This window comes from Mesorhizobium sp. M6A.T.Cr.TU.016.01.1.1 (assembly GCF_003952585.1).
In the GTDB taxonomy this organism is placed as follows: Bacteria; Pseudomonadota; Alphaproteobacteria; order Rhizobiales; family Rhizobiaceae; genus Mesorhizobium; species Mesorhizobium mediterraneum.
Genome location: NZ_CP034452.1, coordinates 5,046,577 through 5,072,835 on the forward strand (window position 1 = coordinate 5,046,577; position 26,259 = coordinate 5,072,835).

General features: G+C 63.1%; 18 protein-coding genes. 10 read left to right on the forward strand and 8 right to left on the reverse strand.

Going from position 1 to position 26,259, the window contains the following annotated elements; translation table 11 throughout:
* From EJ075_RS24565 to EJ075_RS24580, 4 genes are read right to left on the reverse strand one after another with little or no spacing between them, the layout of a single operon-like run.
* Complete coding sequence (locus EJ075_RS24565) at nucleotides 1-2,460, reverse strand: FAD-dependent oxidoreductase (protein WP_164547178.1); 2,460 nt, start codon at nucleotides 2,458-2,460, stop codon at nucleotides 1-3.
* A complete protein-coding gene (locus EJ075_RS24570; protein WP_126106091.1) occupies nucleotides 2,457-3,638 on the reverse strand; it encodes a pyridoxal phosphate-dependent aminotransferase in 1,182 nt (393 codons plus the stop codon). Before EJ075_RS24570 ends, EJ075_RS24565 begins: the two co-directional genes overlap by 4 nt.
* Nucleotides 3,638-6,091 (reverse strand): FAD-dependent oxidoreductase, encoded by a 2,454-nt coding sequence (locus EJ075_RS24575; protein ID WP_095486729.1) that lies wholly within the window; start codon nucleotides 6,089-6,091, stop codon nucleotides 3,638-3,640. Before EJ075_RS24575 ends, EJ075_RS24570 begins: the two co-directional genes overlap by 1 nt.
* Before the next feature lie 20 nt (nucleotides 6,092-6,111).
* Entirely contained in the window at nucleotides 6,112-6,699 is a 588-nt protein-coding gene (locus EJ075_RS24580) for an XRE family transcriptional regulator (RefSeq protein ID WP_126106092.1), read from the reverse strand.
* Between the two features lie 297 nt (nucleotides 6,700-6,996).
* On the opposite strand from EJ075_RS24580, the gene EJ075_RS24585 reads away from it, so the two are divergent.
* Nucleotides 6,997-7,701: a nitroreductase gene (locus tag EJ075_RS24585; protein ID WP_095486727.1), complete on the forward strand. Its 705-nt coding sequence runs from the start codon at nucleotides 6,997-6,999 to the stop codon at nucleotides 7,699-7,701.
* A gap of 52 nt (nucleotides 7,702-7,753) precedes the next feature.
* On the opposite strand, the gene EJ075_RS24590 is transcribed toward EJ075_RS24585, so the two are convergent.
* Genes EJ075_RS24590 through EJ075_RS24605 form a run of 4 tightly spaced genes read right to left on the reverse strand, consistent with a single transcriptional unit; the run spans nucleotide 7,754 to nucleotide 12,906 of the window.
* On the reverse strand, nucleotides 7,754-8,356 hold the full coding sequence (locus EJ075_RS24590) for a sarcosine oxidase subunit gamma (RefSeq protein WP_126106093.1): 603 nt from the start codon (nucleotides 8,354-8,356) through the stop codon (nucleotides 7,754-7,756).
* Complete coding sequence (locus EJ075_RS24595; protein WP_126106094.1) at nucleotides 8,349-11,342, reverse strand: sarcosine oxidase subunit alpha; 2,994 nt, start codon at nucleotides 11,340-11,342, stop codon at nucleotides 8,349-8,351. Before EJ075_RS24595 ends, EJ075_RS24590 begins: the two co-directional genes overlap by 8 nt.
* Entirely contained in the window at nucleotides 11,339-11,635 is a 297-nt protein-coding gene (locus EJ075_RS24600; RefSeq protein WP_095486724.1) for a sarcosine oxidase subunit delta, read from the reverse strand. Before EJ075_RS24600 ends, EJ075_RS24595 begins: the two co-directional genes overlap by 4 nt.
* An 11-nt stretch (nucleotides 11,636-11,646) precedes the next feature.
* Entirely contained in the window at nucleotides 11,647-12,906 is a 1,260-nt protein-coding gene (locus tag EJ075_RS24605) for a sarcosine oxidase subunit beta (protein ID WP_095486723.1), read from the reverse strand.
* 220 nt (nucleotides 12,907-13,126) lie between these two features.
* Between EJ075_RS24605 and EJ075_RS24610 the strand changes: the two genes are divergently transcribed.
* From EJ075_RS24610 to EJ075_RS24650, 9 genes are all read left to right on the forward strand, one after another.
* Nucleotides 13,127-15,616 (forward strand): mechanosensitive ion channel family protein, encoded by a 2,490-nt coding sequence (locus tag EJ075_RS24610; RefSeq protein ID WP_095486722.1) that lies wholly within the window; start codon nucleotides 13,127-13,129, stop codon nucleotides 15,614-15,616.
* A gap of 167 nt (nucleotides 15,617-15,783) precedes the next feature.
* Nucleotides 15,784-16,047, forward strand: coding sequence for a hypothetical protein (locus EJ075_RS24615; RefSeq protein ID WP_095486721.1), 264 nt, complete (start codon nucleotides 15,784-15,786; stop codon nucleotides 16,045-16,047).
* Between the two features lie 268 nt (nucleotides 16,048-16,315).
* Nucleotides 16,316-17,749 carry a UbiA family prenyltransferase gene (locus EJ075_RS24620; protein ID WP_126107442.1) on the forward strand — a complete coding sequence of 478 codons (1,434 nt, stop codon included), beginning with the start codon at nucleotides 16,316-16,318 and terminating at the stop codon, nucleotides 17,747-17,749.
* A gap of 2 nt (nucleotides 17,750-17,751) precedes the next feature.
* Entirely contained in the window at nucleotides 17,752-19,119 is a 1,368-nt protein-coding gene (locus EJ075_RS24625) for an FAD-binding oxidoreductase (RefSeq protein WP_126106095.1), read from the forward strand.
* 106 nt (nucleotides 19,120-19,225) lie between these two features.
* On the forward strand, nucleotides 19,226-19,672 hold the full coding sequence (locus EJ075_RS24630) for an EamA family transporter (RefSeq protein ID WP_095486719.1): 447 nt from the start codon (nucleotides 19,226-19,228) through the stop codon (nucleotides 19,670-19,672).
* A complete protein-coding gene (locus EJ075_RS24635) occupies nucleotides 19,669-20,676 on the forward strand; it encodes an NAD(P)-dependent oxidoreductase (RefSeq protein WP_126106096.1) in 1,008 nt (335 codons plus the stop codon). Before EJ075_RS24630 ends, EJ075_RS24635 begins: the two co-directional genes overlap by 4 nt.
* A gap of 23 nt (nucleotides 20,677-20,699) precedes the next feature.
* Nucleotides 20,700-22,172 (forward strand): aspartate aminotransferase family protein, encoded by a 1,473-nt coding sequence (locus tag EJ075_RS24640; protein WP_126106097.1) that lies wholly within the window; start codon nucleotides 20,700-20,702, stop codon nucleotides 22,170-22,172.
* A gap of 16 nt (nucleotides 22,173-22,188) precedes the next feature.
* Nucleotides 22,189-23,418 (forward strand): DUF2029 domain-containing protein, encoded by a 1,230-nt coding sequence (locus tag EJ075_RS24645; RefSeq protein ID WP_126106098.1) that lies wholly within the window; start codon nucleotides 22,189-22,191, stop codon nucleotides 23,416-23,418.
* 278 nt (nucleotides 23,419-23,696) lie between these two features.
* Nucleotides 23,697-26,258 carry an FAD-dependent oxidoreductase gene (locus EJ075_RS24650; RefSeq protein WP_126106099.1) on the forward strand — a complete coding sequence of 854 codons (2,562 nt, stop codon included), beginning with the start codon at nucleotides 23,697-23,699 and terminating at the stop codon, nucleotides 26,256-26,258.
* Nucleotide 26,259: the final 1 nt, after the last annotated feature.

Sequence of the window (26,259 nt, forward strand, 5' to 3'; positions counted from 1 at the left end):
CTACATCCGCACTCGTTCCGCTTTCGGATCGTACATCGGCTTCAGCGACACTTCGGCGGCGAAGCGCTCGCCGGCGATCTCGATCTCGTAGGACGACGACAGCACATCCGCCTCGCTCTCGCCCTGGCAAGGCACGTAGCCGAGCCCAACGGCGCCGCCGAGATGGTGGCCGTAATTTCCCGAGGTGACCGGGCCGACAATCTTGCCGTCGCGCAGGATCGCCTCATTGTGGAAGAGCAGCGGCTCAGGGTCTCTCAGGCGGAACTGCACCAGGCGCCGGTTCAATCCGGTCTCTTTCTTCCTCAGCACGGCATCGCGGCCGAGAAAATCTCCTTTGCCGGCCTTCACCGCGAAGCCGAGGCCCGCCTCCAGCACATTGTCTTCGTCGGTGATGTCGTGGCCGAAATGCCGGAAGGCCTTTTCGATGCGGCAGGAATCCAGGGTGTGCAGACCGCAGAGTTTTAGGCCGACGTCGGCGCCAGCCTCAGCTATTGCCTCGAAGACATGGGCGGCCTGGTCGGTCGAGACATAAAGCTCCCAGCCGAGCTCGCCGACATAGGTGACGCGGTGAGCACGGGCCAGTCCCATGCCGATTTCAATCTCCTGAAACGTGCCGAATGGATTGGTTTCGTTGGAGAAATCGTTCGGGCTCAGCTTTTGAATCAATTTTCGCGAGTCCGGCCCCATCAGGCAGAGAACGGCTTCTGCAGCGGTCACATCGGTGATGACGACGAATTCATCGGTGAGGTGCTTGCGCAGCCAGGCCAGGTCGCGCTGCAGCGTCGCGCCGGGCACGACGAGGAAGTACGCCGTTTCCGACAGCCGCGAGACGGTGAGGTCGCTCTCGATGCCGCCGCGCTGGTTGAGCATCTGGGTGTAGATGATCTTGCCCGGCGCCACGTCCATGTCGTTGGCGCAAAGCTTCTGCAGCAATGCACAGGCGTCGCGGCCCTCGACACGGATCTTGCCGAACGAGGTCATGTCGAACAGGCCGACGCCGTTTCGGACCGCCAGATGTTCCTCGCGCTGGTTGTCGAACCAGTTCTGCCGCTTCCAGGAATAGCGGTATTCGTGCTCCTGGCCTTCGCGGGCGAACCAGTTGGCGCGTTCCCAGCCGGCGACTTCGCCGAACACCGCGCCGCGCGCCTTCAGATGTTCGTGTAGGGGAGAGCGTCTCACGTTCCGTGAAGTCGCCATCTGGCGGTACGGGAAATGGTCGGCGTAGAGCAGGCCGAGCGTCTCGGAGACGCGCTCTCTGAGGTAACGGCGGTTCTTCTGGAACGGCTGGGCGCGGCGGATATCGACCTCCCACAGATCGAAGGGTGCCTCGCCATCGTTGATCCATTGCGCCAGGGCCATGCCGGCGCCGCCGGAGGAGACGATGCCGATGGAATTATAGCCGGTCGCCATCCAATAGCCGGAAAGCTCCGGCGCCTCGCCGAGATAGTAGCGATCGTCGGGCGTAAAACTCTCGGGACCGTTGAAGAAGGTGTGGATGCCGGCGCTGGCCAGCATCGGCATGCGGTTGACGCCCATTTCGAGGATCGGCTCGAAATGCTCGAAATCCTCGGGCAACTGGTCGAAGCAGAAATCCTCACGGATGCCATCCATGCCCCAAGGCTTGGCTACCGGCTCGAAGGCACCGAGCATCATCTTGCCGGCATCTTCCTTGTAGTAGGCGCATTCGTCCGGCACGCGCAGCACCGGCAGCCGGGTGAGGCCGGGGATCGGCTCGGTGACGAGATAAAAATGCTCGCAGGCATGCAGCGGGATGGTGACGCCGTTCTGGCGCCCGAGCTCGCGCGCCCACATGCCGGCGCAGTTGACGACGACATCGGCCTCGATCATGCCTTGCTCGTCGCCTTGCGCCCAGGAAACGCCGGTGACGCGGCCGGCCCTAGTGTGGACCTTGGTGACCTTCACGTTCTCGACGATGGTCGCACCGCGCTGGCGCGCGCCCTTGGCCAGCGCCATGGCGATGTTGGCGGGATCGCACTGGCCGTCGAGCGGCAGATGCACGGCGCCGACCACGTCGGAAATGTTGAGATGCGGATACATCTCCTTGACTTCACCAGGCGAAATCTCGCGCACGTCGACGTCGAAGGCGCGGGCGAGAGACGCCTGCCTATAGATCTCGTGCTTGCGCTCCTCGGTCAGCGCCACGGTGATCGAGCCGACCTGGCGCATGCCGGTGCCGACATCGGTCTCGGCTTCCAGCTTGACGTAGAGGTCGGCCGAATATTTCGCCAGCCGCGTCATGTTCTGCGAGCCGCGCAACTGGCCGATCAGGCCGGCGGCGTGCCATGTCGTGCCCGATGTCAGCTGCTTTCGTTCGAGCAGCACGATATCGGTCCAGCCGAGCTTGGCCAGATGGTAGGCGACCGAGCAGCCGGAGACACCGCCGCCGATAATGACAGCCCTTGCTTTGGGAGGAATGGTTTTGGCGGGCAGGGCGCTCATGCAGCCTCACGGCGATAGCTGGAAGCAAAACGGCGCAAGCGAAGGGCTGCTTCCAAAAGCACCGCCTCGGGCTGGCAGAGGCTGACGCGAATATGGCCGGCGGCCGCCTCGCCGAAGCTTGAGCCGGGCATCACGCCGACCTTTTCCTTGTCGAGGAGAGCCCAGGCGAACTTCTCGTCGTCGGGCTCGAGAGCCGATATGTCGAGCATGACATACATGCCGCCTTCGGAACCGCGCACGGTGACGTTGTTCATGCCGCGCATGGCATCGAGGACGACGCTGCGCCTTGCAGCATAGCGTTCGGCAATCTCCGTGACGCCGTAGCCGTTTTCCAGCGCCTCGGCGCAAGCGAGGCTGATGAAGGCCGGCAAACCATAGGTCGTCACCAGATTGAGGTTGATCAGCAGCAAGATCATCGTTTCGGGGCCGGTCAGCCAGCCCATGCGCCAGCCGGTCATGCCATGGCTCTTGGACATCGAGTTGATGACGAGCGTGCGCTCGGCCATGCCGGGCAGGGCGCGGGGCGAGATATGCTCGCCACCACCCAGCGTCCAGTAGACCTCGTCCGACAGCAGCCAGAGGTCATGCTCGCGGCAGATCTGCGCCAGCTCTTCAAGATGCTGCCGCGAATAGACGGCGCCGGTCGGATTGTTCGGTGTGTTGATGAGGATGGCCCGCGTGTTCGGGCGAAGGGCGGCGCGGATCATGTCCGCGCGGGGTTGGAAACCATCCTCGGCCGGCGTCTCGACGACAGTGAATTCCGCGCCCGCCGCACTGAAGGTGTTTGGATAGGTGGCGTAATAGGGCGCGACCACGATGGCGTGATCGCCCTGGTCGAGCACGGCCTGCACGGCAGCGTAGAGTGCCGCCTGTCCACCCTGCGTGGCGATGACCTGGTCGGGGCTGGTTGGGACGCCGGTGCAGGCGGTCGAGGCTGCCGCCATCGCCTTGCGCAGGCGCGGAATGCCGGGAAGCGGGGTGTAGTGGTGGTTGCTGGCGCGAACCGCTGTCACGCAGGCTTCGATGGTTTGGCCCGGCGCATCGAAATCATGGTCGCCGACCGACAGCATGATGATGTCCTCGCCGGCCTCCTTGCGTGCCCAGGCAGCGGAATGAACCTCCCAGCCATCCTTGCCGGAAGGCACGATGCCGGAAATACGCGATGATGGTCTGGGCATTATGCTCTTAGCCTCTCGTTCTTCGGATCCCACAGCGGCTTGTCGTTCTGTACGACCGCCGTGAAGCGCTCGCCAAAGATTTCAACCTCGACCGTGGTTCCCGGCTCGGTGAGGTCGGCGCGCAGCATGCCGAGCGCGATCGATTTGTCGATGCGATGACCCCAGCCGCCGGATGTTGTCTCGCCAACGATCTCGCCGTCATGCCACAGCGTCGACATGGTGGGCGCATCGCAGTCGCCGGGATTTTCGACGGTCAGCGTGACGAAGCGTTTCTTGACACCCTGCTGCTTCTCATTTTGCAACGCTGCCTTGCCGCGGAAATCCGGCTTGTCCCATTTGACGAAGCGCTCCAGCCCGCCCTGCAGGATCGAATAGTCGGTCGACAGATCGCCCTTCCAGGCGCGGTAGCCTTTTTCGAGCCGAAGCGAATCCAGCGCGTACATGCCGAACGGCTTCAGGCCATGCTTCTGCCCGGCCGCCCAGACGGCATCGAAGATCGCGGCGGTGTCGTCGATCTTGGTGTGGATTTCCCAGCCGAGTTCGCCGGCGAAGGACACACGCAGTAGCCTCGCCCAGCGGCCTGCGATTGTCGTTTCCTGATGCGTCAGCCAGGGCAGAGCAAGGTCGGCGGCGCAGATATCGGCGAGGATTTTTCGCGAGTTGGGTCCGGCGAGGATCTGCGTGAAATATTCCTCTGTGCGATCGATCAGCTTGAATGTCGCATGCTTCGGCATGCGTGATTTCAGCCACTCGAAATCGTGCCACTGCGCCACCGCGGCGGTGATCAGCGTCATCAGGTTCTCATCGTGACGCACCACAGACATTTCGGTGACGATGCGGCCCTTGTCGTCGGCAAAATAGACGAGGCCGATGCGGCCGGGTTTCGGCACCAGCCCGGTGACTTGCTGGCTCAGCCATTCGGCAGCGCCAAGGCCGTCGAGGTTGAAGCGGGAGAAACCAGGCAGGTCCAAAATGCCGGCGGCGTCGCGCACGGCGAGGCACTCTTCGCGGACGCGATGCTGCCAGGGCCCGTAGCGGCGGAAGGTCAGCGTCGCGGCTTCCGAGACGTCGTCGCCGGCTTGCGCGTACCAGGTGGCGCGCTCCCAGCCATTATAGGCGTCGAAGCAGGCGCCGAGCGCCTTGATGCGATCGTGGATCGGCGACAGTTTACGGTCGCGTCCAGCCGGCCAGGCATGGCGCGGGAATTGGATGGCGTATTCGTTGCCGTAGATCTCCATGCCCTTGGCGATGCAGTAATCCGGGGCCGAGGCAAAGCTGGTGAAGCGACGCGGATCGCAGGACCACATGTCCCACTCGGTCTGGCCCTCAGTCACCCATTCGGCCAGCACCTTGCCGGCGCCGCCGCCCTGGGCGATGCCGAAAGTGAAGACGCAGGCCTCGAAGGCGTTGGGCACGCCGGGCATCGGGCCGATCAGCGGGTTGCCGTCCGGCGCGTAGGGGATCGGGCCGTTGATGACTTTTGACAGGCCGGCGGTGCCGAGGATAGGCACGCGGGCGACGGCATCGGCCAGATAGTCCTCCAGCCGGTCGAGATCGTCGGGGAACAGCTGGAACGAAAAATCATCGGGCATGGGGTCGTTGTGGCCGACCCAATGCGCACGGCAATTGCGCTCATAGGGGCCGAGATTCATGCCGTTCTTTTCCTGGCGCAGATAATAGGAGGTGTCGACATCGCGCAGCAGCGGCAGTTTCTTGCCTTGCTCCTTCGACCATGCGGCCAGTTCGGGGATTTCCTCGAACAGGATATATTGATGGCTCATCACCATCATCGGCACGTCGCGGCCGAACATCTTGCCGACTTCGGCCGCGCGGTAGCCGGCGGCGTTGACGACGATCTCGCAGCGGATCTCGCCCTGCGCTGTTACAACCACCCACTCGTCCTTCTCGCGGCGCACGCCGGTGACCGGACAGAAGCGGATGATCTTCGCTCCCATGTCGCGGGCGCCCTTGGCCAGCGCCTGGGTCAGCTGCGCCGGATCGATGTCGCCGTCGCTCGGATCGTAGAGCGCGCCCTTCAACTCATGCGTTTCGATGAATGGATAGCGGCGCTTGATTTCGTCGAGCCCGACCACGTCGATGTCCATGCCCTGATAGCGGCCCATGCCCTTGGCGCGCTGGAACTCCTGCATGCGTTCGACCGTATGAGCCAGCCTGAGCGAGCCGGTGACGTGGTAGTTCATGGGATAGCCGACCGCATCGGCCAGCCCGCGATAAAGCTCCGTCGAATAGCGCTGCATGTTCATCAGCGACCACGACGAGGAGAAGGTCGGCACATTGCCGGCCGCATGCCAGGTCGAGCCGGAGGTGAGCTCGTTCTTCTCCAGGAGCACGCAGTCGGTCCAGCCCGCCTTGGCGAGATGGTAGAGCGAGGAGGCGCCGACGACACCGCCTCCGATGATCACCACACGTGCCGTGGTCGGCAAACCCGCCATGTTTTTCTCCAGACCTATATTCAGTAGACAGGTGGCGAAACCACCCAGATGACGACAGCCGGCTCCGCTCCAGGATTGCGCCAGCGGAACGGCTTGCCGTCGAAGCGAAAGGAGTCGCCCTCACCAAGCCGGTGCCAGACGCCTGATATCTCGATGTCGAAGCTGCCGGAAGCGACATATCCGGCTTCCTCCGTCGGCCGGCGCGCCTCGGTCTTCAGCTCCGCACCCGGCGCGAAGACCGAACGCAGCATCTCGAAGCTACCGCCGAGATCAGGCGAAAGAAGCTCCTCCACCAGGCCGGAATCGCTTGTGCCAAGCGTGCGGCGGCTGCCGGCGCGCACGACCACGCCGCGCTCGTTCTCGACGGGCACGTCGTGACTGAAGAACAGGCTGACCGGCACGCCGAACAATTCCGCGAAGGCCCTGAGATCGCTGAGCGAGGGTATCGACAGGCCGCGCTCGACCTGACTGACCCAGCCGACGGAGCGGCCGAGCTTCAGGCCGATCTCGGCAAGCGTCAGCCCGCGCGCCCTGCGCAGCGCCCTGATATCGCCGGCCAGCAGCCGTTCGCGGTTTTCCTGCTCCGATCTGACGGCGGTTGAGGTCAAGCCATTTCTCTTACTGAAAAATTCCCCTTGGTGAAAAATTTGGGGGAAATTTCATGAGAGGTCAAGTTCGTGAAAAAATCAAGACGATTTTCATGAGGCCACAAGATTTGCTTGCGCCATTTTGGCGGTTCAGGCAAAGGCTCGGCCACGAACGGCGATTGAGGGCGCCCGGTCGACGCTTACGATAGAGCGCCACGCGTCAATTGGACCCGCAATGGTGCTCTCCCATTTTCTGGACGGCGCATGATCTTTCCGGAATCGATTCCGGTTTAGGGATTACGCGTAAAGGGACGGCCCATGCTGGAAAACAACACCCGGATTGCCAAGGATGCGGCGATCGTCGACGAGGCGATCACGTCACGCCGTTCTGTGCGGGCCTTCCTGCCCGAGATGGTCGATGACGAGACGATCCGCGCCATTCTCTCTGTCGCCGCGCGTGCACCTTCGGGCACCAACATGCAGCCCTGGCGGGTCTACGTCACCAAGGGCGAGGTCAAGCAGCGGATCACCGACGCCATCCTCAATTCCGGCATCCGCGCCGAAAAGGCCGACTGGGACGAATATCGCTATTACCCCGACCAGTTCTTCGAACCGTATCTCACCCGGCGGCGCGCGAATGGCTTCGGCCTCTACGGCGCGCTCGGCATCGGCCGGCGCGAGGTGGACAGGATGCGTGCGCAGCACGACCGCAACTTCGTCTTCTTCGACGCACCGGTCGGCATGATTTTCACGGTCGACCGGCGGCTGAACAAGGGCTCGTGGATCGATTACGGCATGTTCCTGCAGAACATCATGGTGGCGGCGCGGGGCAGGGGCCTGCACACCTGTCCGCAGGCGGCCTTTGCACCGTATCACAAGCAGATCAGGCCGGTGCTTAATATCCCCGACGAGGAGATCGTCGTCTGCGGCATGGCGCTCGGCCATGAGGACAGATCCAAGCCCGAAAACGAGTTCCGCACCGACCGCGCGCCGCTGGAAGAGTGGGTGACATTCGCCAAATGAGGTGGCGCCAAATGAGGTGGCGCCAAGTGAGGTGACGACGCGCCGCCTCGGTCTACTGCACCTCGTAGCCGACTTCCTCGCTGGCATGGCAGAGCGCCTTCCAGAACGAGCGCGCAAACGAGCGGAACACATAGATGTCGAACTGGTCGGCGCCGGTGCGCTGGATCTGCGCGAAGACGTCATGATGCATGGTCGAGCGGCCGGCGCCGACCGGGAAGGCCGGCAGCGCGAAGTCGATGGCGAAGAGTTTTGCCAGCACCCATTCGGCCTTTGGTCCGGCGATGCGGATCGCGGTGCGGCCGTGCGACAGGTCGGTCACCGTGCCGATCGCCGGGGTGACGACATTGGCAAAGGCTGATGCCAGGCCTTCGGCCTCGTCGACCACTGTGAATTTTCCCGGCGCGAAGCCGAACACCGACCTCACGCCGTCGGTGCTGCCGGCGCCGGCGCCATCGGGCAGAGCAAGGCCGGTAACGGTGCGGATGCCTGATATCAACTTCTTCTCCTGGCCCGGCCAGGCAGCGAGCTGCAGGATCGATCCCGGCCTGGTTTCGGAGAGGATGACATCGATGCCGTGTTCGAAATCGCCGTGCGAGCCGGTGCGCAGTTCCGGCTCAAGCGGTGCCAGCTCAAGCGGTGATTGGCGCTCAACCATGCATGCGGCTCCCGTCCGGATCAAAGAAGTGGTTGGAGACGATCTCGACCGGGCCGAACCGGTTGCGCAGGGGATCGGAGATATGGGCGCGCGTGCCGCGCCGTGCCTTGCCGTCCTTGACCATAGCGAGCGCGATGTATTTGCCGAGCGCCGGCGAATAACAGCAAGCGGTGATGTGGCCGATGGAATCGTGCGGATTGGCTTCGTCAAGCGCCTCGACGATGTGCGCGCCGCCGTTGAGCGGTTGGTTGTCCAGCGAAATCAGACCGACGAGTTCCAGCCGGCCGGGAGCGATCAGCCCCTCGCGATCCATCATCGCCGAGCCGATGAAGGGCTTTTTCTTGGACAGCATCCAGTCGAGATGCAGGTCGCGCGCCGTGGTTCGGCCGTCGATCTCGGCGCCGGTGACGTGGCCTTTCTCGATGCGCATCGTGCCCAGCGCCTCGAGCCCGTAAGTCACCAGTCCGAACGGCTTGCCGGCTTCGATCAACGCTTCCCAGACATGGGTGCCGTACCCGGCGCCGGAGTAAACTTCGAAGGCCATTTCGCCGGAGAAAGACAGCCGGCAGATCATCACCGGCACGCCTGATATCTTGCCGTGCACGATGCCCATGAAAGGCAGCGTGGCGTTGTCGACGGCGGTGCCAGTGATGCAAGCGGCAAGAATGGCTCGCGCCTTTGGTCCGCCGATGGCGGCACCCGCCCATTCGTCGGTCACCGAGGTGACGTGGACCTTCAGCTCCGGCCAGATAACGTCAAGGAAATACTCCAGATGCTGCATCACCTTGCCGGCATTGGCCGTGGTGGTGGTCATCAGGAAGTCCTGATCCCCGAGCCGCCACGTCGTGCCGTCGTCGAAAGCGAGGCCGTCCTCGCGCAGCATCAGCCCGTAGCGGGCCTTGCCGACGGCCAGCGTCGAGAACATGTTGGTGTAGACCCGATCGAGGAATTCCGCTGCGTCCGGACCCTGCACGGCGATCTTGCCCAGTGTCGAGACATCGACGATGCCGGCGCTCTCGCGCGTCGCCCTGGCTTCGCGCACATAGGCCTGCTCGATCGTCTCGCCGGGATGGCCATAAATCATCGGGCGATACCAGAGGCCGGCCGAATACATGGTTGCGCCATTGGCGACGTGCCAGTCATGCATCGGCGTCAGCCGCTCTGGCCTCAGGTCGCCGAAGCGTTCTGCGGCGAGCGAGCCGATAGACACCGCGGAAAAGGGCGGGCGGAACCGTGTCGTGCCGACTTCCGGGATCGGCTTGCCCAGCGCTTCGGCCATGATGGCGAGGCCGGGTATGTTGGAGTTCTTGCCCTGGTCGGTCGCCATGCCGAGCGTGGTGTAGCGTTTCAGGTGCTCGACCGAGACAAAGCCTTCGCGATGCGCCAGCCGCACATCCTCCGCGGTCACGTCGTGCTGGAAATCGACGAAGCTTTTTCCATCGGCCTTGATCTCGAACACAGGCGCCGGGTCGGGATCGCCGGGTGCTGCTTCGACGACCGGCAAGGCCGTTGGTGCGCCGGTCCCGCCGGCCGCCGAAAGCCCGGCGGCGCGACCTTCGGCGATGGCCTCGGCGGTGGAGAAGCTGCCGGTGAAAGCGCCGGCGCCAATCCATTGCTGGGTTGGCTTCGGTGGCAGGAAGGCTTGCCTGGCGGCATTCCATTCCGCCTTAGCGCCGGCCTGACTGGCCAGATGGATGGTCGGCGACCAGCCTCCCGACATCAGCAGGCAGTCGGCTTGAATGCTGCGCGGATCGCCGGCAAGCGCGCCGTTGACCATGTCGAAGCGCTGCACCTTGATGCCGGACAGCGCCTTGCCGCCTTCGGTGGCGACCACGGCGTGACCGGCAAGAATCTTGGCTTCCGCTTCATCGGCGAGCTCGCGCATCTCGCTCGAAAGCTCCGGCCGCACGTCGACGATGGCGACGATGGCCGCGCCGGCATTCTTCAGCGCAAGAGCGGAGCGATAGGCGCTGTCATTGTTGGTGAAGATTGCGATCCTGTTGCCCGGCAGCACGCCGTACTCGTTGGCGTAGCGCTCGGCGGCATGCGCCAGCATCACACCCGGCCGGTCGTTGCCCGGAAACACCAGCGGCCGCTCGAAGGAGCCGGTGGCCAGCACCACCGATTTGGCGCGAATGGTCCAGTAGCGATGGCGCGGTTCGCCCTTGCCTGGTCTCTCCTTATGGTCGGTGACCCGTTCAAGCGCAGCGAGCGTGTTGCCGTCGTAATAGCCCCAGACCGTGGTGCGCGGCAGCAGGCGGACATTGTCATAGCCTTCGAGCTGGCCGGCGGCTCGCGCTGCCCAGTCCGCCCCGGGCATGCCGTCGATCGTCTCGCCTGACCAGTTGGCCGAGCCGCCGAAATGCGGTTCGAGCTCGCTGAGGATGACACGCGCGCCCTGATCGGCGGCTGCCCTGGCGGCCATCAGCCCGGCCGGACCTGAGCCGACCACCAGCACATCGCAGAAAGCGTTCATGCGCTCATAACGCGCCGTGTCGGGAGCAGTCCCGGCGCGGCCGAGACCGGCGGCCCGGCGGATGAAATGCTCGCAGAACATCCAGAAACGCGTGCTCTTCAGCGGGCCGATCGCGGGTCCCATGAAGGTCTTGTAATAGAAGCCGGCGGACAGAAGCTTGCCGCCGAGCTGATTGACGGCGCTGACATCCCAGGACAGCGATGGAAAGCGGTTCTGGCTGACAACGGTCAGCCCGTCATAGATCTCGACCATGGTCGCGGCAATATTGGGCTCGCGAACCTCGCCCCGCAGCACCGTCACCAGGGCGTTCGGCTCCTCGACGCCTGATGTCAGCACGCCGCGCGGGCGGTGATATTTGAACGAGCGCCCGAACAAGGTGACGCCATTGGCCAGCAGCGCCGAGGCAAGCGTGTCGCCGGCATGGCCGGTGTAAGGCGCGCCATCGAAGGTGAACCGGATGGTTCGCAGCCGGTCGATCCGACCACCGGCATCCGTGCGGCGTGGGCTCATGCCTTGCCCTCCGCCTTGTGGCGCGCAGCGGCTTTGTGGTCGCCGCGCGCGAAGGCGACGCTGGAGATATCGTGTGTCAGCGTGTTGCGCACGACCTTGAGATGGGCGCGGCAGCCGCCGGAATGCTGCCAGATCTCGTTGTGGTCACCCGCCGGATTCAACCGATCGTAAACATAGGCGTTCCAGGCGTCGAGATTCTGCGACGCGGGCTGAGGGCGCTCGCGGTTGCCGTCGCCCTGGTAGGTGAACTCGATGACATCGCGCGGGCCGCAATAGGGGCAAGTGATCAGCATTTTCGTCTTACCTAATGCAGCCGCGGCGTCGCGCCCTGGCCCTTGTCGTCGATCACCATGCCGCGATGGAAGCGGTCGAGCGTGAAGGGCGCGTTGAAGTCGTGCGGCTCGTCCTTGGCGATGGTCCAGGCAAAGCACCAGCCAGACGCCGGCGTCGCCTTGAAGCCGCCGTAGCACCAGCCGCAGTTGAGATACATGCCCGGCAGCGGGCCGGTGGTGATGATCGGCGAGCCGTCCATCGACATGTCGCAGACGCCGCCCCAGGAGCGCAGCATGCGCACGCGCGCAAGCCCCGGAAACAGCGCCAGCATCTCGCTCATCACCTCGTCGACAATAGGCAAACTGCCGCGCTGGGCGTAGCTGTTGTAGCCGTCGAGATCGCCGCCATAGACAAGGCCGCCCTTGTCCGATTGGGACATGTAGAAATGGCCCATGCCGAAGGTGAGGACGGTATTGACGAATGGCTTCAGCGATTCCGTCACGAAAGCCTGCAGCACATGGCTCTCGATCGGCATCGTCTCGATGCCGGCAAGCTGCATGACCCGTCCGGTGCTGCCGGCCACCGCGACCGCCACCTTCTTGGCGCGGATCTCACCACGCGAGGTCGAGACGCCGGTGACGCGGTCGCCATCACGCAGGAAACCGGTGACCTCGCAATTTTCGATGATGTCGACGCCGCGACGGTCGGCGCCGCGCGCATAGCCCCAGGCGACGGCATCGTGGCGGGCGGTGCCGGCGCGCGGTTGCATCAGCCCGCCGACGACCGGGAAGCGAGCCGCGCCCGAGACGTCCAGCGCCGGTATCAGGCGTGCGATCTCCGCCGTGGTCATCAGTTCGGCGTCGACGCCGAGATGGCGCATGGCGTTGCCGCGTCGCGCAAGATCGTCAAGCTGGGCAGGCGTGTGCGCCAGGTTCAGGCAGCCGCGCTGCGAGAACATGACGTTGTAGTTGAGGTCGTGCGACAGGTTCTCCCACAGCTTCATCGAATGTTCGTAGAAGCGGGTGTTGGCAGGCAGCAGGTAGTTGGAGCGAACGGCCGTCGTGTTGCGGCCGACATTGCCCGAGCCGAGCCAGCCCTTCTCCAGCACCGCGACATTGGTGATGCCGTGCTCCTTGGCGAGATAATAGGCGGTCGACAGGCCGTGGCCGCCGCCGCCGATGACAATCACGTCGTAGGATGCCTTCGGATCCGGCTTGCGCCAGGCCGGCTTCCAGTCCTTGTTGCCGGTCAGCGCGTTTTTGAGAAGCGAGAAGGCCGAATATTCCGCCATTCTTATTGTTATCCGTTCTGGCTTTTTGTCATCCGTTTTGGGCGATGCGGCACACTATAGAGCAGGCCGCTGCCGCAAAGCCAATATTGCGCCATCGCTTTTCGACTGGCCGACTCCGAAAACGAGCCGCCCGCGACGGCTTGCTCCTTGATATGAGCGTCTTTATCAAGGACGGGCTTTTGAAACCGCCTTTTGCCGTCCGCGAGTCGCCGGAAACATCATGTTCTTTCGTTTGCTCCGCCTGGTTCTGATCCTTGCGCTTTTCGTCTTGGCGCCGCCGTCTTCCGACGCGATGGCGCAGGCCATCGGCCAAGGCGCCGCCGCGCTGATCGCAGAGCAGATGAAGGCGATCCAGGACCTGACCGCCAAAACCGACGATCTCGAGAAAAAGATACCGCAGGAGGCCGAGGAGGACGCGGGCCTCGTCGATATCCGGCTGCAACTGGAGGATATTTCGCGGGCAGCGTTGACCAGTGCGCTGGCATTTCGTTCGCGTCTTGCCGACATCAACAACCGTATCGAGGTGCTGGGCGCGCCGCCGGCCGAGGGTCAGCCACAGGAACCCGAGATCGTCACCAGCGAGCGCGGGGCACTGGCCGCCGAAAAGGCGGAGATCAATGCCGTCATCGCCAGCGCGCAGAACCTGTCGATCCGCATCAGCGGACTGATCGACAAGATTAGCACCATGCGCAGCGAGCTGTTTCGGAATGTGCTCACCAAACGTTATGTGCTGTCCGATGCACTGAGCCCGGAGGTCTTCTCCGATGCGCAGGACGAATACGCCAATTTTTACAAGGCGGTATCGTCCTGGCTGACCTTCGCCTTCAAGTTCAAATTCCAGGCCGTGCTGGCTGCGACCTTGATGGCGCTTTCGCTGGCTGCAGTGCTTTTTGTCGGTGGGCGGCGTCTGTTCGGGCGTGTCTTCGAAGCGGACCCTTCCGTTGAGGACCCCTCCTATCTCAGCCGGCTGTCGGTGGCGTTCTGGTCGACATTGCTGCCGACGCTGGCGGTCGGCGTCTTCCTGGTCTCGACCGTGTTCTTTTTCAACTACTACAACGTGTTGCGCGGCGATATCGGTGTATTCCTGAATGCGCTGGTCGCCGTCATAGCGGTGGTGTTCTGCGTCAACCGGCTGACCAATGCGGCGCTGGAGCCGCGGCTGCCGAACTGGCGGCTCATACCCGTTGAAACCGGCCCGGCACGCTGGCTGGTGCGGCTGACGACGGCCATGGCGGTGGTTATCGGCATCAATAATTTCCTGTCGGTCGTCAATGACAAGATGGGCTCGCCGCTGTCGCTGACCATCGCCAGAAGTTTTGTCGCCACCATCATCGTTGGCGTCATCCTGATCCTGATGGGGCTGCTGAAACCGTTCAAGGCCACCGACGGACGCTGGCGGCCCTGGCCGGCGTGGCTGCGGTACACCGCCTTCGCGCTAGGCCTTTTCACCGTCGCCGCGGCGCTGCTCGGCTATATCGGCCTTGCCATCTTCGTCTCGCTGCAGGTCGTGGTCACCGGCACCATACTGGTCACCGCCTATATCGGCTTCCTGTCGGCGCGGGCGATCAGCGAGGAAGGCGGCTTTGCCAACACGTCGATCGGGCGCTGGCTGTCGGTCAATTCCAGCTATGAGGAGTCCGCGCTCGACCAGCTCGGCCTGGTCGTCAGCGTCGCCATCAATGTCATGATCGTGCTGGTATTCCTGCCGCTGATCCTGCTGATGTGGGGCTTCCAGCCCGGCGACATCCAGGCCTGGGGCTACAAGCTGGCGACGGGCCTGACCATCGGCTCGGTGACGATCTCGTTGACCGGCATCCTGAGCGGCATCGTTGTCTTCATCATCGGCTATTTCCTGACGCGCTGGTTCCAGGGCTGGCTCGACGGCTCGGTGATGGCGCGCGGCAAGGTCGATACCGGCGTGCGCAACTCGATCCGGTTGGCGGTCGGCTATGCCGGCGTCGCGCTCGCAGCGCTCGTCGGCGTCTCGGCGGCTGGCATCGATCTCTCCAACCTGGCGCTTGTCGCCGGCGCCCTGTCCCTCGGTATCGGCTTTGGCCTGCAGAACGTCGTCTCCAACTTCGTCTCCGGCCTGATCCTTTTGGCGGAGCGGCCATTCAAGGTCGGTGACTGGATCGTCGCCGGTGACATCAGCGGCACGGTCAAGAAGATCAGCGTGCGCGCTACCGAGATCGAGACGTTCCAGCGGCAGTCGGTGATCCTGCCCAATTCAAACCTGATCAACAATGCCGTCGGCAACTGGACGCACCGGAACAAGCTCGGTCGCATCGACATCAAGGTCGGCGTCGCCTACGGCAGCGACGTAAAACAGGCCCATGCTGCGCTTTTGGAGATCGCGCGTGGCCATCCGCTGGTGCTGAAGAATCCCGAACCCTTCGTGCTGTTCACCAATTTCGGGCCGGCCGCTCTCGAATTCGAAATCCGCGTGTTCCTGGCGGACGTGATGAACGGCAACGTCGTGCAGAACGACATCCGGTTTGCCGTCCTCGATGTGTTCGCCGACCAACATATCGAAATTCCATCGGCGCCGCGCGCCGTCGTAGAGACCAAGAAGCATGAGGCGTGGCCGATCGACGACGACAAGATCGAAGTCGATTTTGCCGAACAGGAGCAAGCGAAGGCGGAAGCCGTGGCCGAGGCGAAACGCCTGGCCAAATCCGGGCGCAAGATCCGCAAGCCGGATCCCGATTAGGATCTATCAAGATTCAGCTGATGCCAGCTCTCGGCGCAGCGAGAACCAAATGCGGCATGAATGCGGCATTCAGTTGCCGTTCAGCTTGCATCTCATATAAGCTCACATGCAAAGGGCGAGAATGCCTTGCGAATGCAACAGAGGCGGTGGAAACACCGATATTGCAAATGTGGAAGTCTCTCGTCGCCGCCATCGCTTTTCTTGCCGTGGGCGGTTCAGCCTTCGCCGCCAGCGCGACCAACAAGGACGCCGAGACCCGCACGCTGGTCGTGACCGAAGGCGGTGGCAAAACGGAGCTGGCGCTGGCCGCCGGCGAAACCGCGGAATTCTGCCCGAGCGGGTGTTTCGTTACCATGCCGAATGGCGACCTCGAGGCGCTGACCGGCTCGGAAACGATCGAAATCTCAGGCGGGGTCGCCCGTATCAAGTAACCCGCATGAAGTAACGTTGACTGCTTGCTTTCGAAGGCCGGGAAAATGCCCGGCCTTTTTATCGTTTCGGGTCATCGATGCTTAACGATGAAGAGCGAAATTCCGTCATGCAAGCCAAGCCAGGCTGGGCGTTTTAACGTTCGCTGCGCTGTTCCCCGCTATATCGAGCCGAAGACGCCGAAGCACGGCGCTGGTTTTGGATCGGCGCATGATCCTTTCCGAAAAAATCGGTTTTCGGGGTCATGCGCTTTCAGGCAGGGCAACGAAAATGGATGCGCGGTCGGACAGGAACGCAATTCCGCTTGCGGTCGATCTCGACGGCACGCTGATCGCGACGGACCTGTTGTGGGAAGGGCTGTTCATCCTTCTCAAGAAGAATCCGCTCTATATCTTCCTCGTGCCGTTTTGGCTTGCCGGCGGGCCGGCGCAGTTGAAGCAGGCCATCGCTCAACGCGTCGAGATCGACCCTGCATCGCTGCCTTATCGCGAGACGCTGCTTCAGCGCCTTCGCATTGAACATGGCGAGGGCCGCCAGATCGTGCTGGCGACCGGCACGCCACGCAAATTCGCCGAGGCGATCGCCGCGCATCTCGGGATATTCGATCGCGTCCTGGCGACCCATGGCCCCTACAACATGACTGCAGGCAGAAAGCGCGCTTCGCTTGTCGCCGCCTATGGCGACGGCGGCTTCGACTATGCCGGAAACAGCCGGCACGACCTTAGCGTATTCGACGCCGCGCGCACGGCAATCGTCGTCGCGCCCGACCGCCATGCTGCGCGCTGGCAGGCCGCGCACAGTGCCGAAATGATGCCGGCGCCGAAGCCGACATTCAGGACCATCGTCAAGATGCTGCGTGTTCATCAGTGGCTGAAGAACTCGCTGATCGCGGTGCCGATGGTGCTGTCGCACGAATACTTCAACGCCGACATGATCTGGGAATGCTTGCTGGCATTCGTCTCGTTCAGCGCGGTCGCTTCCGCCATCTACATCCTCAATGATTTCTTCGATCTCGCGCTCGACCGCAAACATCTGACCAAGCGCAACCGGCCATTCGCCAGCGGCGCGCTGTCGATCCCGTTCGGCCTCGGTTCGATGGCGGTGCTGCTTGCAATAGGTGTTGGAGCAGGGCTTCTGCTGCCGATCGAATTCCTCGGCGTTCTCGGCGGCTACATCATTGTCACCACCGCCTATTCGTTGTCGTTCAAGCGCATGCTCCTGATCGACGTGCTGACGCTTGCCGGTCTCTATACGATCCGCGTTCTGGCGGGCGCCGCGGCGACCGGCGTCGAGGTCTCGTTCTGGCTGCTTGCCTTCTCGATCTTCTTTTTCCTGTCGCTGGCGCTGGTGAAGCGTTTCGTTGAGCTGCGCACGACCGCTATTCCAGCCGGCGAGCGCATTGCCGGCCGCGGCTACCGCACCGAAGACCAGGAGATCGTCGCCCAGGCGGGCATGGCCTCGGCCTTTTCCTCGGCACTGGTGCTGGCCCTCTATATGGACAGCGTCGCGGTGCGCGAACTCTATCCGCATCCCTGGCTGGTCTGGCCGCTGGCCCCGATCGTGCTCTACCTGACCATGCGCGTCTGGATACTCGCCCGCCGCGACGAGATGCACGACGATCCGGTCGTCTTCATCATTCGCGACTGGCGCAGCCAGATCGTCGTGCTCATCGGCGCCGTGTTTCTGGTCGCCGGAGGCTGGTAGGCGTGGCGAAGCAGCGTTTTCAGAGCTTCGGCCTTGCCACGCCGCCGGCACTCGATGTGATCCCGGCGGACGACGCTGTTGCGTTGCTGAAGAGCGGCAAGGCGACAAGAAACGCCTTGCTCGCCTATGGCAACGGCCGCTCCTATGGCGATTCCTGCCAGAACGAGGCTGGCAAGGTCGTCGACATGCGGCCGCTGAATCGCATCCGCGCCTTTAATGCCGAGACCGGCGTGATCGAGGCCGAGGCCGGCGTGCTTCTGCCCGACGTCATCGCCCATGCAGCGCCATACGGCTTCTTTCCGGCCGTCGTTCCTGGCACGCAGTTCGTCACGCTCGGCGGCGCCATCGCCAATGATGTTCACGGCAAGAACCATCACCGGCGTGGCACCTTCGGCTGCCATGTCGAATCCTTCACGCTGCTCAGATCGGATGGACGGACCTACTACTGCTCGGCCACCGACAACGCACGCCTGTTTGCCGCAACGATCGGCGGCATGGGGCTGACTGGACTGATCCTGTCGGCATCTATCCGGCTGATGCGGGTGCCATCGCTCGACATCGTCGAGACGGCGACCCCGTTCCGCGACCTCGGCGAATTCTTCGAGCTTGCCCAAGCGGCCGACCAGGCCAACGAATACGTCGTGGCCTGGATCGACCAGCTTGCCGGCGGCCACGGCCGTGGGCGCGGGCTGCTGTTCACCGGCAATCACGCCGAGCATGGCTCCCATGTGGCCTTGCGTGCAAGCGGGAATCTTTCGGTGCCGTTCCAACCGCCATTCAACGTGCTCAACCGGCCGTTCCTGACTGCCTTCAACGCTGCCTACCGGTGGAAGAAAGGCCGGTCTACAGCGCCGCGCCGGGTGGGCTACCAGGGTTTTTTCTTTCCGCTCGACGGCGTCGGCAACTGGAACCGGCTCTACGGACCGAACGGGCTTTTCCAGCATCAGAGCGTGGTGCCGGAAGACGTCGCGCGCCGGGCTGTGCCGGCGCTGCTTGCGGCGGCAAAAAGGGCCAGGCAGGGCTCGTTTCTCACGGTCTTGAAGCGCTTCGGCTCGATCCGCTCGCCGGCACTGCTGTCGTTCCCGCGACCGGGTTTCACGCTGACGCTGGATTTTCCCAACCGTGGCCGGGCGACGCTGGCGCTGCTGAAGGAACTCGACCAAATCACCGTCGAGGCCGGTGGCGCGGTCAATCCTTACAAGGACGCCCGAATGGGTGCCGACGTTTTCGCCGCGTCCTTTCCGGAATGGCAGCGCCTCGAAGCCATCCGCGACCCCGCCTTCTTGTCGAGCTTCTGGGCGCGAACGGCGAAAAAGCTCGACGCGCCACGCGACCCCGCCGAAGCCGAGGATTCGATAAGATTCGAATAGTTCATGGTTAATGGAACGATAAGGTAAAGCTTTCTTCGAGTTTTCCTGTGCTTCACGAAATGTTTGCAGGTTTTTAATAGAACGAGGAAGGGTTGCTGGAAAAGACATGAAATACATCGTCTTCATTCTGTTCACGGTCATGACCAACGCCGCTGCGCAGCTCATGCTGAAGCAGGGCATGATGTCGCTCGGCCAGATTTCCTTCGAGGGCACCAATCCATTGCTGAAGCTGTTGCAGATCGTCTTCAGCCCATGGGTTTTCCTCGGCCTGTGCACCTTCGTCATCTCGATGGCGTCGCACCTCTATGTGCTGTCCAAGGTCGAGCTCAGTTTCGCATACCCATTCCTCAGCCTCGCCTATGTCGCCGTTGCGATCTTCGCCTATTTCGTCTTCCGCGAGGACCTCAATGGCTGGCGTATCGCCGGCATCGCTTTCATCTGCGTCGGCACGGTGCTGATCGCCCAAAGTGGCCGGGATCTGGGTGGGCGCGGGCATGACGAGGAAACGGCCTCCCTTTCGTCCGACAAGATTCACAGTGGGATCGTTCGATGAGACATGTGATCTTCGGCGGTGACGGTTTCGTCGGCCGCCACCTTGCCCCGAAACTTCTGGCCTACGGCGAGGAGGTGGTTGTCGCCGATATCGCTAAAAGCGATCTGCCGCATTACCGCTCGGTCCGCACTGTCAGGTGCGACGTCACCGATCCGGCATCGGTCGCTTCGGTCGGGCTGAAGGCCGACGACATGGTCTACAATCTGTCGGCGAAAATGCTGTCGCCGATCCAGGTGCGCGCCAAACGCCATGAGTTCTTCTTCCCGGTGAATTTCCACGGCACCGAGCACATCCTGCAGGCGATGGACAAGGCCGGTGCTCCGAGGCTCGTCCACTACACGACCGACATGATCTACGGCCACACGGTCACACAGCCGATGACGGAGGACCATCCGGTCGCGCCGCTCGGCGAATATGGCTGGTCGAAGCAGAAGACCGAGGAACTGGCCGCCGAATGGCGCAAGCGCGGCATGTCGATCTCGCTGTTTCGGCCGCGCCTCATCATCGGCCCCGGCCGCCTCGGCATCCTCGAGAAACTGTTCAAGCTGATCGACTGGAACCTTCCGGTGCCGATGATCGGCTCGGGCAAGAACCCCTATCAGTTCATCTCGGTGTTCGACTGCGCCGAGGCCGCGCGCGCCGCCTGGAAGGCGGGCGTGCCTGATGAGGCCTATAATCTCGGCTCGCTCAATCCGCCGCCGGTCAGGAAACTGCTCGGCGATCTGATCAGGCATGCCGGTTCGAAGTCGATCCTGATTCCGACACCGGGCTGGGCGGTCAAGCGCACGCTCGACCTGCTCGACCTCTTGAACATGCCGATCATGGATCCGGAGCAGTATCTGATCGCCGACGAGGACTGCGTGCTCGACGTGTCCAAGGCCGAACGTCAGCTCGGCTGGGTGCCGCAATATCGCGACGAGGACATGCTGATCGCCGCCTACAGCGAATACCGCGCCAAGAAAGACGGCCATGCCGTCGCCGCCAAACATGTGCCCGCCGAGTGAAGGGCCAGCAGGAGACTCTCGAGATGACCGTCATGACCAAGCCAGACCACACGACTGCGCGCGCCACGGTCAGCGCGCCGGCGCTTTCGCCCACCACTATCGCCAAGCCCGATCTGATCAGCGTCGAGCAGGCCAAGGCGATGGACGTCGCGCGCATGACCGACCTGTTCAAGGCGCATCTCAACCCCGGCCAGCTGCATTTCATGAAGCTGCTCGGCTTCCACAAGATCAAGATCGAGCGCGCCGAAGGCATGTTCTACATCGACCAGAACGGCCGCAGGATCCTGGATTTCTTCGGCGGCTTCGGTTCGCTGGCCTTCGGCCACAATCATCCGCGCCTTCTCGAAGCGCGCAAGAAATTCCAGGAGGAGAAGCGGCAGGAGATCGCCATCGCCTTCATGTCGCAATATGCGGCGGCCTTGGCGCACAATCTCGCCAAATGCTCGCCCGGCGACCTCGACATGGTGTTTCTGGGCTCGTCCGGCTCAGAAGCCATGGAGGCGGCGGTGAAGCTCGCCGAGCGCGCCGCGGGCCCGAAGCGGCCGAAGGTCGTCTATGCCGAGAATTCCTTCCACGGCAAGACCAAGGGTGTGCTGGCGATTACCGACGGCTCGCTCTACCGGGCCGACTTCAAGGTCGCCGACAATGTCGTGCGCATCCCGTTCGCCGACATCGAGGCGGTCGAGCGCACCTTCCGCTCCGATCCCGAGGTCGGCGTCATCGTGCTGGAAACCATCCAGGGCGGCGGCGGGATCATCCAGGCGCCTGCCGAATACTGGCAGAAGTTGCGCGCGCTCTGCGATCAGTATGGCGTGCTGTGGGTCGCCGACGAGGTGCAGTGCGGCTATGGACGCTCCGGCCGTTTCTATGCCTTCGAGCATTACGGCGTCGTTCCTGATGTGACGGCGCTGGCGAAGTCGCTCGGCGGCGGCAAGGCCGCAGTCGGCGCGATGATCGCCAGGCGCGAGGTCTACATGAAGGCCTATGGCACGCCGAAGACGGCGATGATCCACGCCATGGCCACCTTCGGCGGCATGGGCGAAGCCTGCGTCACCTCGATCGAGGCGCTCAACGTGCTTTACGACGAGGGACTGATCGACAACGCCGCGATGACCGGCGACTACCTCCTGCAACGGCTGCAAGCGCTCAAGGAGAAATATCCCAAGATCATCAAGGACGTGCGGGGCAAGGGGCTTATGGTCGGGCTGGAATTCCACGACTTTTCGCAGACCTTGCCGATGGTGCTGCGGCCTGTGGTCAGCGTGCTTGACGACAAGCTGAAGGGGTCCTTGTCCGGCTTCGTCGGAGCGCTGCTGCTGCGCGACTACGACGTGCTCGTCGCCTTCACCGAATACAACCGCAACGTCATCCGCCTCGAACCACCGCTGATCTGCCAGCGCGAACATGTCGACCGCTTTGTCGAGGCGCTCGACAGCCTGCTGTCGCGCGGCATCGTGTCGATCGTGAAGGATTTCGTCAAAAGCCAGGTCCGCTAGGCTACTGAGCGAAACCATGCTGACCAAATCTCCCGTTCCGACAAACCTGCTCGACCGGCTCACTGAGGCCGGTCTGGCATGGGGCGAGGGCGCCTATGCGCGTCTTGCCGCACCGATCGGGGCGGCGGCCTTTGCGCTCTACATCCTTCTGACTGCCGTGACGGCATGGTTCATTTCCGACGCCAATTGGGACATGCTGCCCTATCTGGCGATCGCCGAGGAAGGCACCTATCCCGATGTGCAGGCGCTGCACGACTATGCCTATGGCACGGTCAAGGACGGTGTGTCGGCTGGCGAATACAAGACACTGACGGACGACAGCGGCGGCTTCCGCAGCCATATGGCCGGCAACGCCGCCGACTTCCATTCGCTGCTCGGCATGTACCGGGTCAAGTTCCTCTACGCCGAGATCCTTTCGATAACCAGTTCGGTGATGTCGCCGGTCGAGGCGATGCGGCTGTTACAGGTATTGTCAGTGCTGCTGTTCGGTGCGATCGCGCTGCTCTGGCTGCGGTCCGAAGGCGCGCTGCCGCTGGCGCCGGTCGCCGGCGCGGTGCTGATCATGGCCGAATTCGGCGACGTGGCACGCGCAGCGACACCGGATCTCCTGTGCTCGGCCCTGTTCCTCGGCGGACTTTTTGCCTATGTGCGCGGCCGCGAGGTGGCCACCGCAATCCTGCTCTTCCTCGCCTTCATGGCGCGACCCGACAACATCGTCTTCCTTGCAATCTTCGCCGTGTTGCTGGTCGCCTTCCGGCAGAAAGCGTGGGGCGCGTTGGCCGGCTTTGCCGCCTCCCTGGTCGCCTATTTCGCCATCTCGCATTGGGCGCAGCATCCCGGCTGGTGGCCGCATCTGTGGTTCTCCAGCATCCAGCAGCACTACAATATGGACGGTTTCGATCCACCGTTCTCGGTTGTCGCCTATCTCCGGGCCTTTGCCGCCTCGCTGGTTCGCGCCGTCAGCCTGAACAGTTGGGTTGGCGTTTCGGTGCTGGCTCTGGCGGGGTGGTATGCGGCCAGCCGCGCCGGCTTCAAGCTCGACCGCCGCGCCGGCATCCTGTTCGCGGCATTGGTGCTCGGCGTTCTGGCCAAGTTCACCGTCTTCCCGATCCACGACACCCGCATCTACTTTCCCAACCTGATCCCACCGTTCCTGCTGCTCGCCGGCCCATACACCGCGCTGTGGGCGAGCATCAAAGGACGTCGCGCCGCAGTGTTGCACGTCGTTGCGGGAGATAAACCCTGAGTTCCGTCTCCAGCCTGGCACGCATCATTTTCGCTTGAAGCCGCTGATCTCAACTGCAGTGCCACGCGTCCTTTTGGACGCGCAACGGACGCCGTAGAACTTCTTTCCGCGCATGATCCCAACGAAAATCGATTCCGATTTTTCGGCGTTATGCGTTGGGGTCGCGCCGCACCTGCGGCGTGTCGCAAACAGGCGGTAGCACGATGGCCGTCGCCTGCATATTGTGCGCCGGTCTAGCGGGCGCCGGCGCCTGCAACAGCACTTTGGAGTCGCGGGCAATGGCAGGATTTCCGGAAAAGGCGAAGGTCGTCATCGTCGGGCTGGGCGGCATTGTCGGCGCATCGGTCGCCCATCACCTTATCGAGCGCGGATGGGACGACATTGTCGGCATCGACAAATCAGGAATCCCGACTGACATCGGCTCGACAGCGCACGCCTCCGACTTCTGCTACACGACCAGCCATGATTTCCTGTCCTGCTGGACGACGCTCTACTCCATCGATTTCTACGAGAAGATGGGCCATTACGCCCGCATCGGCGGCCTCGAGGTCGCCCGCGTCGGCGACGACGATCGCATGGCGGAGATCAAGCGCAAGATCGCCTCGGCAAAGGCGTTCGGCACGCGCGCCCGCCTGATCGAGCCGGCCGAGATCAAGCAGAAATTCCCGCTGATCGAAGAAGAGATGGTGCAGGGCGGCCTGTGGGATCCCGATGCCGGTCTCGTCATCCCGCGCTCGCAAACAGTCGCCGGCAAGCTGGTCGACCAAGCGGAAGCCTCCGGCAAGCTCAGATCCTTCGCGAACACACCGGCCAAGTCGCTTATCGTCGAGAATGGGCGCATCAAAGGCGTGGTGACCGATCGCGGCACAATCGAAGCCGACTACGTGATTGTTTGCGCGGGGATCTGGGGCCGGTTGATCGCGGAAATGGTGGGCGAGGACCTGCCGGTGATGCCGATCGATCATCCGCTCACCTTCTTCGGGCCGTATACCGAGTTCGCCGGCACCGGCAAAGAGATCGGCTGGCCGCTGCTGCGCGACCAGGGCAACTCGGCTTACATGCGCGACACCGGCGATCCCAAGACCGCCGAAGGCGGGCAGATCGAGTGGGGCTATTACGAAGAGACCAATCCGCGCCTTTGCCATCCGCGCGACCTTCTGGAGAAGAACCAGGCCCGTCTTTCGCCCTCGCAGCGCGACCTCGACATGGAACAGATCCTGGCGCCGCTCGAGCGCGCCATGGAACTGACGCCGATCCTGGGCGAACTGGGCTACAATGAGAGCCATTCCTTCAACGGGCTGCTGCAGGTGACGGCAGATGGCGGCCCCTCCATGGGCGAGAGCCAGAAGGTGCGGGGCCTCTGGTATGCCGTTGCAATCTGGGTCAAGGACGGCCCCGGCATGGGCAAGCTCATCGCCGATTGGATGACGGACGGCCGGACGTCGATCGACCACCACGCCATCGACTATGCGCGCTTCTATCCGCACCAGACGAAAGAGCAGTTCATCTGGGACCGCTGCACCGAAACGGCGATGAAGGTCTACAATCCGGCGGTCCATCCGCGCGAGCCCTTCTCTAAGGCTCGCGACGTGCGCCGCTCGCCCTTCTGGGCGCGCGAGAAGGAACTCGGCGGCTATTTCATGGAACTGGGCGGCTGGGAGCGCGCCCATGGCTATGCCGCCAACGAGCACCTGCTCGAGAAATACGGCAACCGGGTGCCAGTGCGTGAAAACGAGTGGGACAACCGCCATTTCTGGCGCGTCTCAAATGCCGAGCATCTCGCCATGAGCGAGGATTGCGGCATCGTCAACCTATCGCATTTCGCGATGTACGACGTGGAAGGCCCGGATCACGTCGCGCTGATGGAGTGGCTATGCGCGGCCAAGATCGGCGGCGATACCAACATCGGCAAGGGCATCTATACCCATTTCCTCGACGACGAGGGCATGGTGCGCGCCGACCTGACCGTCATCCGCATGGCCGACCGCTGCCGCGTCATCGACGGCGCCGATGCCGGCCCGCGCGACTTCCAGTACATGCGGCGGACGGCAAAAGATAAAGGCTTCGATGTCACCGTCACGGACGTGACTGAAAAATACGTGACCATCGGCATCTGGGGTCCGAACGCGCGGTCGACATTGCAGAAGGTCGTTGAGAACCCGGACGGGCTGACGCCGGAGAATTTTGCCTTCGCAGCGATCAAGCCTGTCAGGATTGCCGGAAAGGACGTGACCGCTTTCCGCATCTCCTATGTCGGCGAGCAGGGCTGGGAACTGCATATGCGATACGAAGACGGCCTGGCCGTCTGGGACGCGTTGCGTTCGACCGGCGTGATGGCTTTTGGCGTCGAGACCTATGCCAACAGCCGCCGCATGGAGAAGAGCCTGCGCCTGCAGAACGCGGATCTTCTGACCGAGTACAATCTGCTGGAGGCCGATCTTGCCCGCCCGAAGGTCAAGGAGGCCGATTTCAGCGGCAAGGCAAAGCATCTGGAATATCGCGCCCGAGCGCATCAGCCGGCCATGCTTTGCACACTCGTCATGACGGACAATGTCGATCCCAAGGGGGTTGCCCGCTATCCGGTCGGCACGATGCCGGTGATGGACCCGGAAACGGGCGAGACGCTGGTCGACGAACTCGGCCGCCGGTCCTTCACGACCTCGATCGCCTATGGTCCGACCATCGGCAAGAACATTGCGCTCGCCTATCTGCCCTGGGCGTATTGCCAGGAGGGCCGCAAGCTGAATGTTGAGTATTTCGGCGAGACATACCCGGTCGAGGTGGCCGCTGTCGGCTACAAGCCGCTCTACGATCCGGAGAATCTCAATCCGCGCAGCTGAG